Origin of the sequence: Streptomyces roseicoloratus, assembly GCF_004117935.1 — a bacterium.
Lineage (GTDB): Bacteria > Actinomycetota > Actinomycetes > Streptomycetales > Streptomycetaceae > Streptomyces > Streptomyces roseicoloratus.
On sequence record NZ_SDOY01000142.1, the window covers coordinates 74,348 to 87,369 of the forward strand.

The window sequence follows — 13,022 nt, forward strand, 5'->3', positions numbered from 1 at the left end:
CAGTCGGTCCCGGCGGCCCTCCGCCTCGTGCCCTGTGTCCCGCGGGTCAGCGCCCGCCGGCTCCGGCGCCGTTCCCGGCGCCGTCCTTGTCCTTCGCGTCCGCGGCCGGGGCGTCGTCCGCGACGGCGTCCGTGTCGCCGGGCGCGGCGTCCTCGGCCGGCGCGCCGTCGCCGTCGGCGCCGGTCGTGTCGGTCGCGTCCGCGGCCTCGCCGGTCTTCCCACCGTCCACGGCCCCGTCACCGCCCACGGCCTTCTTCGGCTCGACGGTCTCCTCGCGCCCCGGACGCACCTTCGCCGAGATCACGATGTACGCGACGGCCAGCAGGAACACGATGATCGCGGTCCACACGTTCAGCCGGAGGCCGAGAACGTGGTGCGCCTCGTCGACGCGCATGTACTCGATCCAGCCCCGGCCGGCGCAGTACGCGGCGACGTAGAGCGCGAAGGCGCGGCCGTGGCCGAGCTTGAAGCGGCGGTCGGCCCAGATGACGAGGAGCGCGACGCCGATGCACCACAGCGACTCGTAGAGGAAGGTCGGGTGGTAGACGCCCTCGACACGGTTGGCGCCGGCGCTGATCTCCAGGCCCCAGGGCAGGTCGGTCGGCTTGCCGTACAGCTCCTGGTTGAACCAGTTGCCCCAGCGGCCGACGGCCTGGGCGAGGGCGATGCCCGGCGCGATGGCGTCCGCGTACGCCGGGAGCGGGATGCCGCGGCGGCGGCAGCCGATCCAGGCGCCGACGGCACCGAGCGCGATGGCGCCCCAGATACCGAGGCCGCCTTCCCAGATCTTGAAGGCGTCGACCCAGTTCTCACCCTCGCTGAAGTACAGCTGGTAGTCGGTGATCACGTGGTAGAGCCGGCCGCCGACGAGGCCGAAGGGCACGGCCCAGACGGCGATGTCGGCCACGGTGCCGGCGGTGCCGCCCCGGGCGATCCAGCGCTTGTTGCCGAGCCAGACGGCGACGAAGACACCGATGATGATGCAGAAGGCATAGCCGCGCAGCGGGATCGGTCCGAGGTGGATCACGCCGGTCGACGGGCTGGGAATGAAGGCAAGGTCCATGGCAGGACCGACGCTACCCTGCCGGGCGGGCCGTACGGCAGCCAGCCCGGCAACTTCTCCGTAACGCCGTCGGGATCGTCGCCGGCCGGCCACCGGCCGTCGGTGGCTCCGGTGGCCGGATGTGACGACCGGCGGCGGGCGGCGGCGCGGGCTCGGTCTGCGGCCCAGGCGGCCGACGAGGGCTTCGCCGCCCGTCGGGGCCTGACGTCCGTCAGTGGCCCGTAGGGCCCGTCAACGGCCTGTAGCCCCTCAGCGGCCGGCGGCCGCTCCGGCGCCCGGGGAGCCCGCGGCCGGGGAGGCGGTGCCGGGCTTCTTGCCCTGGTTGGCCTCGGCGACCCACTTCTTCAGGTTCTCCACGGAGATCTGCTCGTTCCCCTTCTTCGGGAAGATCGATTCTCCGTTGAGCAGCACGGACGGCGTGCCGCTGAACTCGCTGCTGCGGAAGGCGTCGTTCGACTTCTTCACCCAGCCGTCGTGCGTGCCGTCCTCGACGCAGCTGCGGAAGGCGGGCGTGTCGAGCCCGGGGACCTTCGCGGCGAGTTCGATGAGCTTGGCGTTGTCGGCGTAGGCGTCGTCGGTTTCCTGCGGCTGGTTCACGTACAGCGTGTCGTGGTACGCGGTGAACTTCCCGGCGTCCTGGGCGCAGGCGGCGGCGTTCGCGGCGCGCAGCGAGCCGCTGCCGCCCAGGTTGCCGTCGATGAGGGTGGCGAGGTGGTACTCGGCCTTGACCGCGCCCGAGGCCTCCAGCTCGTGGATGGTGTCGCGGAAGAAGTTCTCGAACTGGGCGCACGCGGGGCAGCGGAAGTCCTCCCAGACGGCGAGCGTGGCCGGTGCGTCCGGCTTGCCCTGCGGGATGGCGGGCTTGTCACCGCCGACGGCGCCGGCCGGGGCGACGACGGGGCCCGCCTTGTCCGAGCTGTCCTTGCCCCCGGTGTTGGCCGCGATCACGCCGACGACCGCGGCCAGGCCGAGGACGCCGACGACCGCCGCCGACACGATGAGGACGCGGCGCTGCTTCTCGCGGGCCTTCTCGCGCTCGCGCTGCTGCTGGAGGCGCTCCCGCGCGCTCCGGTTACCGTCACGGTTCTTCTCGCTCACGCCACGAGAACGAACCGGGGAGGCACGCGCGTGCCTCCCCGGTCACGAATCCACCCGTATGGGTTACTTCCTGCGGCGGACTCCCGCGGCGAGTTCGGCCGCCAGTTCCCTTACGGCGCCGAGCGCGGCGGCCTCGTCGCCGTCCGCGTCGAGGATCCGCTTGACGAAGGCGGAACCGACGATGACGCCGTCGGCGAAGCCGGCGACCTCCTCGGCCTGGGTGGCGTTGGAGACGCCGAGGCCCACGCACACCGGCAGCTCGCTGGTGGCCCGGGTACGGCGGACCAGGTCGGCGGCCTGCTCGCCGACCGACTCGCGGGTTCCGGTGACGCCCATGAGGGAGGCGGCGTAGACGAAGCCGGAGCCGGCCGCGGTGATGGTCGCCAGGCGCTCGTCCCTGCTGCTGGGGGCGACGACGAAGACGGTGGCGAGACCGTGCTTGTCGGCGTGCTCCCGCCACACGGCGGACTCCTGGACCGGCAGGTCGGGCAGGATGCAGCCCGCGCCGCCGGCCGCGGCCAGCTCCTCGGTGAAGCGCTCGATGCCGTAGCGGTCGATGGGGTTCCAGTACGTCATCACGAGGACCGGCTTGCCGGTGGCCTCGTGGGCCTCCCTGACCGTGCGCATCACGTCGGCGATCTTCACGCCGCCGCGCAGCGCGATGTCGTCGGCGGTCTGGATGACCGGGCCGTCGAGGACCGGGTCGCTGTGCGGCAGGCCGACCTCGACGACGTCGGCGCCGCCGTCGAAGACCGCCTTGATCGCGGCGATGCCGCCGTCGACGGTCGGGAAGCCGGCCGGCAGGTACGCGATGAGCGCGGCCCGGTCCTCGGCCTTCGCCGCGGCGAGGGTCTCTTCGAGCAGCTGGATGGTGCCGGTCACTTGGCGTCCCCTTCGATCTCGGCGGTGGCGGCCTGGTTCGCGGCCACCTCGGCGTCGGTGTCGTACAGGCCGAAGTAGCGGGCGGCGGTGTCCATGTCCTTGTCGCCGCGGCCGGAGAGGTTCACGACGATCAGCCCGTCCTTGCCGAGTTCCCTGCCGACCTCCAGGGCCCCGGCGAGGGCGTGCGCCGACTCGATGGCCGGGATGATGCCCTCGGTACGGGAGAGCAGGCGCAGCGCCTGCATGGCGGCGTCGTCGGTGACGGCCCGGTACTCGCCGCGGCCGCTGTCCTTGAGGAAGGCGTGCTCGGGGCCGATGCCCGGGTAGTCGAGGCCGGCCGAGATCGAGTACGGCTCGGTGATCTGGCCCTCCTCGTCCTGGAGGACGTAGCTCCGGGAACCGTGGAGGATGCCGGGCTCGCCGGCGGTGAGCGTCGCGGCGTGCTCGCCGGTCTCGACGCCGTGGCCGGCCGGCTCGCAGCCGATCAGCCGGACGGAGGCGTCCGGGACGAAGGCGTGGAAGAGGCCGATGGCGTTGGATCCGCCGCCGACGCAGGCGACGGCCGCATCGGGCAGGCGTCCGGCGAGCTCCAGGATCTGCCGGCGGGCCTCGACGCCGATCACGCGGTGGAAGTCGCGGACCATGGCGGGGAAGGGGTGCGGGCCGGCGACGGTGCCGAAGAGGTAGTGGGTGCTGTCGACGTTGGCGACCCAGTCCCGGAACGCCTCGTTGATGGCGTCCTTGAGGGTGCGGCTGCCGGACTTCACGGCGATGACCTCGGCGCCGAGCATGCGCATGCGGGCGACGTTGAGGGCCTGCCGCTGGGTGTCGATCTCACCCATGTAGATGGTGCAGTCGAGGCCGAACAGGGCGCAGGCGGTGGCGGTGGCGACGCCGTGCTGGCCGGCGCCGGTCTCCGCGATGACCCGGGTCTTGCCCATGCGCCTGGTGAGCAGGGCCTGGCCGAGCACGTTGTTGATCTTGTGCGAGCCGGTGTGGTTGAGGTCCTCGCGCTTGAGGAAGACGCGGGCGCCGCCGGCGTGCTCGGCGAACCGCGGGACCTCGGTGAGGGCGGAGGGGCGGCCCGTGTAGTGGACCATCAGGTCGTTGAGCTCGCGGGCGAACTCGGGGTCGTGCTTGGCCTTGTCGTACTCGACGGCGACCTCGTCGACGGCGGCGACGAGGGCCTCCGGGATGAACTTGCCGCCGTAGGCACCGAAGTAGCCCTCGGCGGACGGGACCTGGCCCTCCAGGTCCGGAATGAAGAACTCGCTGGACATGCGGTTGCTCCTCGCGGGGCCGGTGGCCCCGAATGACGTGCGGTTGATGGTCACGTTATGCGCGCGCTCCCCTGCCCTACGGCACCCCACCCCGGACCGCGACCCCGGCCACGGACCGCCACCCACCCGGGGCTACGCCCGGCCGGATGGAGCCTGCGCCCCGACAGAGGCGGCGCCCCGCGGTCGTGGGCCTGCGCCCCGCCCGAGGGCGGCGCCCCCGCGGCGTGGGCCTGCGCCCCGCGGCGTGGGCCTGCGCCCCGCTGGGCCTGTGCCCCGCGGCGTGGGCCTGCGCCCCGCTGGGCCTGTGCCCCGCCTGGCGGGGCTTGGACCCGCCGTGGGTGCCGGCGCCCCGCCGTTCCGTTGTGGGCAGTCGTTCCGCTGGGCGGAACGGGTGGGCACAACGGGACGGCGCCCCTTGCCGGGCCCAGGCCCCCGCGCCTTGACGGCCACCCTGCGGGCGCGGCGCCCTGGGGGTGCGGGTAGGCACAGGGGCGGAACGCGCCCGCAAGGGCGCCGTCCCGTGTGCCCACCCGTCCCGCCCCAGCGGGACGAATGCCCACACGGAGGTACGGCACCGCACCGTCCAACCGGGCGCAAGCCCAGACGGAGGGCGCGGCATCGCACCGCCCTGCCGGGAGCGGACCCGGACGGAGGCGCAGCACCACACCGTCCAACCGGGCGCAAGCCCAGACGGAGGTGCAGCACCGTCCCGACCAGGAGCGGACCCGGACGGAGGTACGGCATCGCACCGCCCTGCCGGGCGCGGACCCGGACGGACGTGCAGCACCGCGCCATCCAACCCGGGCGCAAGCCCAGACGGAGGTGCAACACCGCACCGTCCCGACCAGGAGCGGACCCGGACGGAGGTACGGCATCGCACCGCCCGGCACAGGCGCGAGCCCGGACGGAAGGTACGGCACCGCACCGCCTTGCCGGGCGCAAGCCCAGACGGAGGTGCAGCACCGCACCGCCCGGCACAGGCGCGGGCCCGGACGGAGGTGCGGTTGCGCCCGGTCGGTACGGCGGGTGCCCGGCGGAGGGCCTGGGGTGGCGTCGCCCGGTGGGACGGGCGTCGTGTGCAGGGCTCCGGTGGGCGCCGGCCGGCAGGGCGCGGGGGCGGTGAGGCGGAGGACCGGACGCAGGGGCCGCCGTGGGGCGGCCGGGTCGGGCTGCGTGGGTCAGGTGATGCGCGCTGAGCGTGGCGGGCGCCATCGCATGCCGTTGACCTGCCCCGGCTCGTCGCCGATCACATAACGCACCCGGCGCCCGTGGACACGGCGCGCCGGCGCGCGGCAGCCGCGTGGGCGGCAGCCGCGGGCGAGCGGGGCGTGGGCGGGCACGGAGGCGGTACGGAGCAGGGTGCGGCGCCCGGGCGACGCGGCACCGACCGCCGACGGCGCGCCGACCGCGCCCCGGGCACCGGGGCCCGGGACGTACGGCGGCGTGTCGTGGCGGTGGATCATAAGCGGTCAGCCCCGGCCGTGGCGCAGGGCCGGGTGGGCACCGGCGGCGACCAGGTCGGCGACGGCGGCCTTCGGGTCGCGGCCGGTGACCAGGGACTCGCCGACCAGGACCGCATCGGCGCCGGCGTTGGCGTACGCGATGAGGTCGTGCGGCCCGCGGACGCCGGACTCGGCGACCTTGACGATGTGGGCCGGGATCTCGGGCGCGACGCGCTCGAAGGTGGAGCGGTCGACCTTGAGGGTCTTCAGGTTGCGGGCGTTGACGCCGATGATCCTGGCGCCCGCCTCGACGGCCCGCTCGACCTCTTCCTCGTCGTGGACCTCGACCAGCGGGGTCAGGCCGATGGACTCGGCCCGCTCGATGAGGGAGACCAGCGCCTCCTGCTCGAGGGCGGCGACGATCAGCAGCGCGAGGTCCGCGCCGTACGCCCGGGCCTCCCACAGCTGGTAGGCGGTGACGATGAAGTCCTTGCGCAGGACGGGGATGTCGACCCTGGCGCGGACGGCCTCCAGGTCCGCGAGCGAGCCGCCGAAGCGGCGCTGCTCGGTGAGGACGGAGATGACGGCGGCGCCACCCGCCTCGTAGTCGGCGGCCAGACCCGCAGGGTCGGCGATGGCGGCGAGCGCGCCCTTGGACGGGCTGGAGCGCTTGACCTCGCAGATCACCGTGACGCCGTCCCCGCGCAGTGCGGCGACACCGTCCTTGGCCTGCGGCGCCTTTGCGGCGCGCTCCTTGAGCTCGTCGAGGGAGACCCGCGCCTGCCGCTCTGCGAGGTCGGCGCGCACGCCGTCGATGATCTCGTCGAGCACACTCACGCGAGAGGCCCCCTTCCGGGATTCGATGAACACGGTTCAGCCACGTCGATGGTATCCGCAGGTGGGCCGCCGGCCCGCATCGGTGGGCGTCGCGTCCCATCTGCTGGGACTTCGGAGAGGCTCACGGGGCCAGCGCGGAGCCGAAGGGAAGGTTCCGTACGAGGGTGAACACGGCCAGAACGCCCCCGATGCCCCACCACACGGCCGGGGCGACCGCGAGGCTCATCGGGAGGCCGCGGACGGCGCGAACCAGCCAGAGGACCATGAGGACCGCGAAGAGGCCGTAGCCGACGACGGCGAGCGCGTTCGCGCCGAGGGCGGCGCCCAGGTCGCCGTGGACGAAGGCGTGGGCGCTGCGCAGTCCGCCGCAGCCGGGGCAGTAGACGCCGGTGAAGCGCAGCAGCGGGCAGACCGGGTAGTGGCCGGGTTCGTTGGGGTCGACGGTCCCGACGTACGCGAAGGCGGCGGCGGCGCCTGCGAGGGTGCCGAGCGGCGCGAGGAGCCGGCGGGCGAGCGGGCGCGGCGGGACCGGCGGTGGCGGGGTGCAGGGGCCGTACGTGCCGGGATGAGCGGGGGCGTGCTCGGCCGGGGTCACGGCTGCCGCCGTCGGGTTCGGGTCCACCCGGTGATTCTCGCCCGTACGGCGCGAAGGCGCAGCCCCGCCTCGCGGGACTGCGCCTTCGGGGTGAACCGGGGCCGCGTGATCAGGCGTGGGCACGCTCGACCGCGCTGCGGGTGGCGGCCTCGCGGGCGGCCACGACGGCGGCGGACTCCTTGGGCATGCCCATGCCCGCGACCTTCATCGCGCCGCCGACGACACCGCCGAGGAGGATGACACCCATACCCGCCCAGAAACCGGGCACGTTGGCGGCCACCATGAAGACGCCGGCGATGCAGAAGCCGATGAAGGAGATGATGACACCGGTCCAGGCGGCCGGGGTGTGTCCGTGGGCGCTGCCCGCCATGAGTTGCTCCTCGTTGGTGTTGCTCGGTGGTGACGCCTCATTCTTCCGTACATGCGGGCGCCGTGATGCATCGGGGTGCCCGAACGATCACGCGTCGCGGTCCCGTGAGCGGTCGCCGAGCGGTCACGTCGGCGTCACCGTACCGGGAGGGGACCCGGATCAGCTCCGGTGCGTCGGGTCCTCGCCGCGGTCGAGGGCCTTCCAGAGGTCCTCGGGGCGGTCCGGGTCGACGGTCGCGGGGCGGCGGGCGGCGCGGGGGGCGCCGGAGCGCTCGTAGCGGCCGCCCATGGCGGGCCACGACGTGCCGAAGCGCAGGGCGAAGAGTCCGGCGGCCAGGATCAGGACGGCGCCGGCCGCGGTGACGTACGGCCAGACGGTGTGGCTGAGGCCGCCCACGGCGGCGGCGGTGTTGCCGCTGATCCTGGCGGCCTCGGCGTTCAGCGCGGAGCGGTCGGAGGCGCCCAGGACGGCGGCGAGGGCCGCTCCGGCGCCGCTCAGGGCGAGCAGCGCGGCGACCATGGTGCGGCCGGTGCGGCGGACCGCGAAGACGGCGACGAGCGCGGCGAGGCCGACGATCGCCAGGGCGGTCGGCACGCCGGTGACGGCTCCGCCCTCGGCCTCGACGGGCACGGTGCCGCCGCCGACGGACGCGGTGCCCTCGGCCCAGATCTGGCCCGCGGAGAGCAGTACGACGGTGGCTCCGAGGGCGCCGAGCAGCAGGGCCGCGGCCAGGCTGCGGCGGGCGCCGGAGGGGGCGGCGCCGCCCTGTCGGGCGGCTCGGGGCTGGGGTACGGATACAGCACTCACGTACCCCACTATCCCCTACCGGCGTGCCGATCGTTCATCCGGTCGTGTGCATCCGGTTCGCCGTGTGGACGGCGCGGAGCACCGCGGCGGCCTTGTTGCGGCATTCGTTGTCCTCGGCGACCGGGTCGGAGTCGGCGACGACGCCCGCTCCGGCCTGCACGTACGCGGTGCCGTCACGGAGCAGCGCGGTGCGGATGGCGATGGCGGTGTCGGAGTCGCCGGCGAAGTCGAGGTAGCCGACGCAGCCGCCGTAGAGGCCGCGGCGCGAGGGCTCGAGTTCCTCGATGATCTGCATCGCGCGGGGCTTGGGCGCGCCGGAGAGGGTGCCGGCCGGGAAGCAGGCGGTGAGGACGTCGAAGGCGGTCCTTCCTTCGGCGACCTTGCCGGTGACCGTCGAGACGATGTGCATGACGTGCGAGTAGCGCTCGATCGACATGAAGTCGACGACCTCGACGGAGCCGGGTGCGCAGACCCGGCCGAGGTCGTTGCGGCCGAGGTCGACGAGCATGAGGTGCTCGGCGCGCTCCTTGGGGTCGGCGAGCAGTTCCTCGGCGAGGTCGTGGTCCTCCTGCGGCGTGGCGCCGCGGTGCCGGGTGCCGGCGATGGGGTGGAGCATGGCGTGCCCGTCCTCGACCTTGACCAGGGCCTCGGGCGAGGAGCCGACGACGTCGAAGCCGTTCTCGAAGCGGAACAGGTACATGTACGGGGACGGGTTGGTGGCCCGGAGCACCCGGTAGACGTCGAGGGCGGAGGCGGTGCAGGGGGTCTCGAAGCGCTGGGAGGGCACGACCTGGAAGGCCTCGCCCGCGCGGATGCGCTCCTTGATGTCCTCGACGGCGTCCTGGTAGGCGGGGCCGCCCCACAGGGCGGTGTACTCGGGGAGCGCGGATTCCGGGAGGGCGGCGGGGGTGGTGGCGACCGGGCGGCCCAGGGCGGCCTCCATGGCGTCGAGGCGGGCGACGGCTCCCGCGTAGGCCTCGTCGACGCCGGTGTCGAGGTCGTTGTGGTTGATCGCGTTGGCGATCAGCAGCACGCTGCCGTCCCAGTGGTCGAGGACGGCGAGGTCGCTGGTGAGCAGCATGGTGAGCTCGGGCAGCTTCAGGTCGTCACGGCCGTGCTCGCCGATGCGCTCCAGGCGGCGGACGATGTCGTAGCCGAGGTAGCCGACCATGCCGCCGGTGAAGGGCGGCATGCCGGACGCGAGGTCGCGCGGGGTGTGGAGGGTCTCGACGGTGGCGCGCAGCGCGGCCAGCGGGTCGCCGTCGACGGGGACGCCGACGGGCGGAGTGCCGAGCCAGTGGGCCTCGCCGTCCTTCACCGTCAGGGTGGCGTCGCTGCGGACGCCGATGAAGGAGTAGCGGGACCAGCTGCGGCCGTTCTCCGCGGATTCGAGGAGGAAGGTGCCGGGGCGTTCGGCGGCGAGCTTGCGGTAGAGCCCGACCGGGGTGTCGCCGTCCGCGAGGAGCCTGCGGCTGACGGGGATGACGCGGCGGTCGGCCGCCAGCTTGCGGAAGGTCTCGAGATCCATGGCGCCAGACCCTACTCGGCCGCGAGGAGCACGTCGGTGTCGAAGCAGGTGCGGGTGCCGGTGTGGCAGGCGGCGCCGACCTGGTCGACCTTGACGAGCAGCGTGTCGGCGTCGCAGTCGAGGGCGACGGCCTTGACGTGCTGGACGTGCCCGGAGGTGTCGCCCTTGACCCAGTACTCCTGGCGGCTGCGGGACCAGTAGGTGGCGCGGCCGGTGGTGAGGGTGCGGTGCAGCGCCTCGTCGTCCATCCAGCCGAGCATGAGCACCTCGCCGGTGTCGTACTGCTGGGCGATGGCGGGGACCAGTCCGCCGGGGCTGCGCTTGAGGCGGGCGGCGACGGCCGGGTCGAGGGCGCTGGGGGTCCGGGGCGCGGTGCTCATGCCGCCATTGTGCCGTGACCGCGGGTGACGGCCGGGGTGCGTCCACTGGGCGGAACGGCGGGTCCGGTCGGCGGGCGTCCGCTGGGCGCGGCGGTGGCCGTGCCCGTACGCTGGCGGCCATGTCGACCCATGCGAAGCGTGAACGCCTTCTGCTCGCGGACCTGTTGGAGGCGGCCGGCCCGGACGCCCCGACGCTGTGCGAGGGCTGGCGCACCCGGGACCTGGCGGCGCACGTGGTGGTGCGGGAGCGCCGGCCGGACGCGGCGGCGGGCTCGCTCGTCCCGGCGCTGAGGGGCCGGCTCGACCGGGTGCAGGCGGAGTTCGCCGAGAAGCCGTACGAGGAGCTGATCGGGCTCATCCGTACGGGGCCGCCGCGGCTGTCGCCGTTCACCATCAAGCAGGTGGACGAGGGCGCGAACGTCGTCGAGTTCTACGTGCACGCCGAGGACGTGCGCCGGGCGCAGCCGGACTGGTCGCCGCGCGAGCTCGACCCGGTCTTCGCGGACGCGCTGTGGTCCCGCCTGGAGAAGACGGCGCGGCTGGCCGGCCGCAGGGCCCCGGTGGGCCTGGTGCTGCGCCGCCCCGACGGCCGCACGGTGGTGGCGCACCGCGGCACCCCGGTCGTGACGGTGTCCGGGGAGCCGGGCGAGCTGCTGATGTTCCTGTTCGGCCGGCAGGACGCGGCGAAGGTGGTCCTGGACGGCGAGCAGCAGGCGGTGGACCGGCTGCACGAGACGAAGCAGCTGGGGATCTGAGAGCGGCTACTCCGGCAGCTCGGCGCGGCGCAGGGCGGGGACGATCTGAGAGCGGCTACTCCGGCAGCTCGGCGCGGCGCAGGGCGGGGACGACGAGACCGTAGACGCCGCTGAGGGCGCAGACGGCGGCGCTCGCGACGTAGACGGGGCCGGCGCCCCAGAGGCCCATGGCGGCGCCGGTGAGCGGCATGCCGAGCGGGGCCAGGCCGAGGCTGGCGAGGCTGGCGACGGCGGTCACCCGGCCGAGGTAGGCGGGGTCGCACGTGGTCTGGACGAGGGCGGAGCAGAGCGCTCCGGAGACTCCGGCGAGGAGGCCGATCGCGGCGGCGACGGCGACGGCGAGGGGCAGCCGGGGAACGAACGCGAGGCCGCCGATGGCCGCGGCGCCGAGGACCAGGGTCCCGCCGGCGGTGGCGCCCGCCCGGGGCAGCCGTCCCCTGATCGCGAGGAGCAGGGAGGCGCCGCCTGCGCCGGTGCCGAAGCCGGCCAGGATCCAGCCGATGCCGGGAGCGCCCCAGCCGCGCTGTTCGGAGAGGACGGCGAGGCCGACGTTGAGCGGGCCGACGAAGCCGAGGTCGGCGAGCAGGATGGTGATCATCAGCGGGCCGAGGACCCGGTGGCCGCGCAGGTAGCGCAGGCCGTCGGCGAGGTCGCTCAGGGCGGTGCCGTCGCTCTTCGCCTCGCCGGCGGGTGTCCGGAGCCTGAGGGCGCACAGCAGCGGCAGGGACAGCGCGAAGAGGATTCCGGCGACGCCGAAGGCTCCGGCGGTGCCGCCGAGGGCGACGGCGAGGCCGCCGAGCGGAGAGCCGAGGACGGCGCCCGAGCGGTAGGCGAGGCCGCGCAGTCCCTGGACGCGGGCGAGCTGGTCGTGACCGGCGATGCGGGGCGGCAGGGCGCCGACGGCGGGCAGGAACAGGGCGTCGACGACGCCGAAGACGACGGCGACGGCAGCCAGCAGCCACAGCCCGGGGGAACCGACGAGCATCACCGCGGCGAGCCCGAGGGTGACGAGGCACCGGACGGTGTCGGAGGCGAGGACGACCCGGCGCGGGCCGAGCCGGTCGGCGATCACTCCCCCGAAGAGCAGGAGCAGGGCGCGCGGGGCGGCGGAGACGGCCATCACGAGTCCCGCCTGGGCGGGGCTGCCGCTGCTGACGGCGGCCCAGGAGAGGGCCAGGTAGTAGACGCTGTCGCCGAGGGTGGAGGCGGTGAAGGCGCCGAGCCAGCGCAGGACCTGGGGGTCGCGGTGCGCGGGCCGGGCGGCGGGGGCGGCGGCCGTGGTGACGGCCGTCACCGGGGCAGTCCCCGGTACGGGAAGCCGTGGAGGTGCACGGCGACGTTCTCGCGGCCCTCGGTGTCGCCGGCGGCCTCGGCGGCGCGGGCCTTGCGGTCGTACTTCTCGCAGACGGCGGCGAGTTCCTCGCCGAGCGCGGCGAGTTCGGCGGCGGTGAGGCGGGGCAGCCACTCGGCGCTGAGCGCGGCGGACCGCCAGGCGTCGGACCAGGTGAGGCGTTCGTCGAGGAAGCGGCTGTGGAGCTCGCCGCGCTGCCGGTCGACGGTGCGGCCGACGGCGTCGCTCGCGGCGGCGAGTTCCGGGCTGTCGCGGACGTCCTCGTCGCGGATGGTGATGCCGTACGAACTCGGCTGCCACCAGCGTTCGCGGCCGTCGCTCGACCGGGCCTCCGCCTCCTCGATCAGCCCGTGCTCGGCGAGCTTGCGCAGGTGGTAGCTGACGAGCGAGACCGCCTCGTCGACCTGATCGGCGAGCTGCGAGGCGGTGGCGGTGCGGGCGACGAAGAGGGCGCGGTAGAGGCGCATCCGCAGGGGGTGCGAGATGGCCTTGAGGGTGCCGATGTCGGTGATGCGGCGGTTCTCCTGCGAGGTCATGCCCATGACGCTAGATACAAACGAAATCTTGCGCAATATAAATTGCACAAATAATCCTGCGCAAGTGGGAACGAAGAAGGGCCCCGGAGAGGGCCCTT

General features: G+C 74.2%; 14 protein-coding genes. 1 reads left to right on the forward strand and 13 read right to left on the reverse strand.

What is annotated here, in order from left to right; all coding sequences use genetic code 11:
- Nucleotides 1–46 precede the first annotated feature (46 nt).
- From lgt to hisI, 11 genes are all read right to left on the reverse strand, one after another.
- Nucleotides 47–1,063 carry a prolipoprotein diacylglyceryl transferase gene (gene lgt / locus ESG85_RS22835; RefSeq protein WP_128982181.1) on the reverse strand — a complete coding sequence of 339 codons (1,017 nt, stop codon included), beginning with the start codon at nt 1,061–1,063 and terminating at the stop codon, nt 47–49.
- 249 nt (nt 1,064–1,312) lie between these two features.
- On the reverse strand, nt 1,313–2,161 hold the full coding sequence (locus ESG85_RS22840) for a DsbA family protein (RefSeq protein WP_128982183.1): 849 nt from the start codon (nt 2,159–2,161) through the stop codon (nt 1,313–1,315).
- Between the two features lie 63 nt (nt 2,162–2,224).
- The gene (gene trpA / locus ESG85_RS22845; protein WP_128982185.1) at nt 2,225–3,043 is read right to left on the reverse strand and encodes a tryptophan synthase subunit alpha; all 819 of its coding nucleotides are present in this window, start codon (nt 3,041–3,043) and stop codon (nt 2,225–2,227) included.
- Nucleotides 3,040–4,323, reverse strand: a complete 1,284-nt coding sequence (gene trpB, locus ESG85_RS22850) for a tryptophan synthase subunit beta (RefSeq protein WP_128982187.1) — start codon at nt 4,321–4,323, stop codon at nt 3,040–3,042. Before trpB ends, trpA begins: the two co-directional genes overlap by 4 nt.
- Before the next feature lie 1,178 nt (nt 4,324–5,501).
- Nucleotides 5,502–5,786: a tryptophan biosynthesis modulator TrpM gene (gene trpM, locus ESG85_RS36985; protein ID WP_425471268.1), complete on the reverse strand. Its 285-nt coding sequence runs from the start codon at nt 5,784–5,786 to the stop codon at nt 5,502–5,504.
- 6 nt (nt 5,787–5,792) lie between these two features.
- Complete coding sequence (trpC, locus tag ESG85_RS22860) at nt 5,793–6,602, reverse strand: indole-3-glycerol phosphate synthase TrpC (protein WP_128982189.1); 810 nt, start codon at nt 6,600–6,602, stop codon at nt 5,793–5,795.
- A 121-nt stretch (nt 6,603–6,723) separates the two neighbouring features.
- Complete coding sequence (locus tag ESG85_RS22865) at nt 6,724–7,224, reverse strand: DUF2752 domain-containing protein (RefSeq protein ID WP_128982191.1); 501 nt, start codon at nt 7,222–7,224, stop codon at nt 6,724–6,726.
- 82 nt (nt 7,225–7,306) lie between these two features.
- A complete protein-coding gene (locus tag ESG85_RS22870; protein WP_128982193.1) occupies nt 7,307–7,567 on the reverse strand; it encodes an HGxxPAAW family protein in 261 nt (86 codons plus the stop codon).
- A 159-nt stretch (nt 7,568–7,726) separates the two neighbouring features.
- Nucleotides 7,727–8,383, reverse strand: a complete 657-nt coding sequence (locus ESG85_RS22875) for a TIGR02234 family membrane protein (RefSeq protein ID WP_128982195.1) — start codon at nt 8,381–8,383, stop codon at nt 7,727–7,729.
- 25 nt (nt 8,384–8,408) lie between these two features.
- Nucleotides 8,409–9,902 (reverse strand): anthranilate synthase component I, encoded by a 1,494-nt coding sequence (locus tag ESG85_RS22880; RefSeq protein WP_128982197.1) that lies wholly within the window; start codon nt 9,900–9,902, stop codon nt 8,409–8,411.
- An 11-nt stretch (nt 9,903–9,913) separates the two neighbouring features.
- Nucleotides 9,914–10,282: a phosphoribosyl-AMP cyclohydrolase gene (gene hisI, locus ESG85_RS22885; RefSeq protein WP_128982199.1), complete on the reverse strand. Its 369-nt coding sequence runs from the start codon at nt 10,280–10,282 to the stop codon at nt 9,914–9,916.
- Between the two features lie 119 nt (nt 10,283–10,401).
- Here hisI and ESG85_RS22890 point away from each other — a divergent pair, with 119 nt between their 5' ends.
- A complete protein-coding gene (locus ESG85_RS22890) occupies nt 10,402–11,037 on the forward strand; it encodes a TIGR03085 family metal-binding protein (protein ID WP_128982201.1) in 636 nt (211 codons plus the stop codon).
- 55 nt (nt 11,038–11,092) lie between these two features.
- Here ESG85_RS22890 and ESG85_RS22895 read toward each other — a convergent pair whose 3' ends face one another.
- Both ESG85_RS22895 and ESG85_RS22900 read right to left on the reverse strand, forming a co-directional pair.
- On the reverse strand, nt 11,093–12,331 hold the full coding sequence (locus tag ESG85_RS22895) for an MFS transporter (RefSeq protein ID WP_128982203.1): 1,239 nt from the start codon (nt 12,329–12,331) through the stop codon (nt 11,093–11,095).
- The gene (locus ESG85_RS22900) at nt 12,328–12,924 is read right to left on the reverse strand and encodes an ArsR/SmtB family transcription factor (protein ID WP_128982205.1); all 597 of its coding nucleotides are present in this window, start codon (nt 12,922–12,924) and stop codon (nt 12,328–12,330) included. Before ESG85_RS22900 ends, ESG85_RS22895 begins: the two co-directional genes overlap by 4 nt.
- Nucleotides 12,925–13,022 lie beyond the last annotated feature (98 nt).

Bases quoted from the DNA above. Each gene is read 5' to 3' on its own strand.
- lgt (WP_128982181.1), bottom strand. From the start codon at position 1,063: ATGGACCTTGCCTTCATTCCCAGCCCGTCGACCGGCGTGATCCACCTC.
- trpB (WP_128982187.1), bottom strand. From the start codon at position 4,323: ATGTCCAGCGAGTTCTTCATTCCGGACCTGGAGGGCCAGGTCCCGTCC.
- trpM (WP_425471268.1), bottom strand. From the start codon at position 5,786: ATGATCCACCGCCACGACACGCCGCCGTACGTCCCGGGCCCCGGTGCC.
- ESG85_RS22870 (WP_128982193.1), bottom strand. From the start codon at position 7,567: ATGGCGGGCAGCGCCCACGGACACACCCCGGCCGCCTGGACCGGTGTC.
- ESG85_RS22880 (WP_128982197.1), bottom strand. From the start codon at position 9,902: ATGGATCTCGAGACCTTCCGCAAGCTGGCGGCCGACCGCCGCGTCATC.
- hisI (WP_128982199.1), bottom strand. From the start codon at position 10,282: ATGAGCACCGCGCCCCGGACCCCCAGCGCCCTCGACCCGGCCGTCGCC.
- ESG85_RS22890 (WP_128982201.1), top strand. From the start codon at position 10,402: ATGTCGACCCATGCGAAGCGTGAACGCCTTCTGCTCGCGGACCTGTTG.
- ESG85_RS22900 (WP_128982205.1), bottom strand. From the start codon at position 12,924: ATGACCTCGCAGGAGAACCGCCGCATCACCGACATCGGCACCCTCAAG.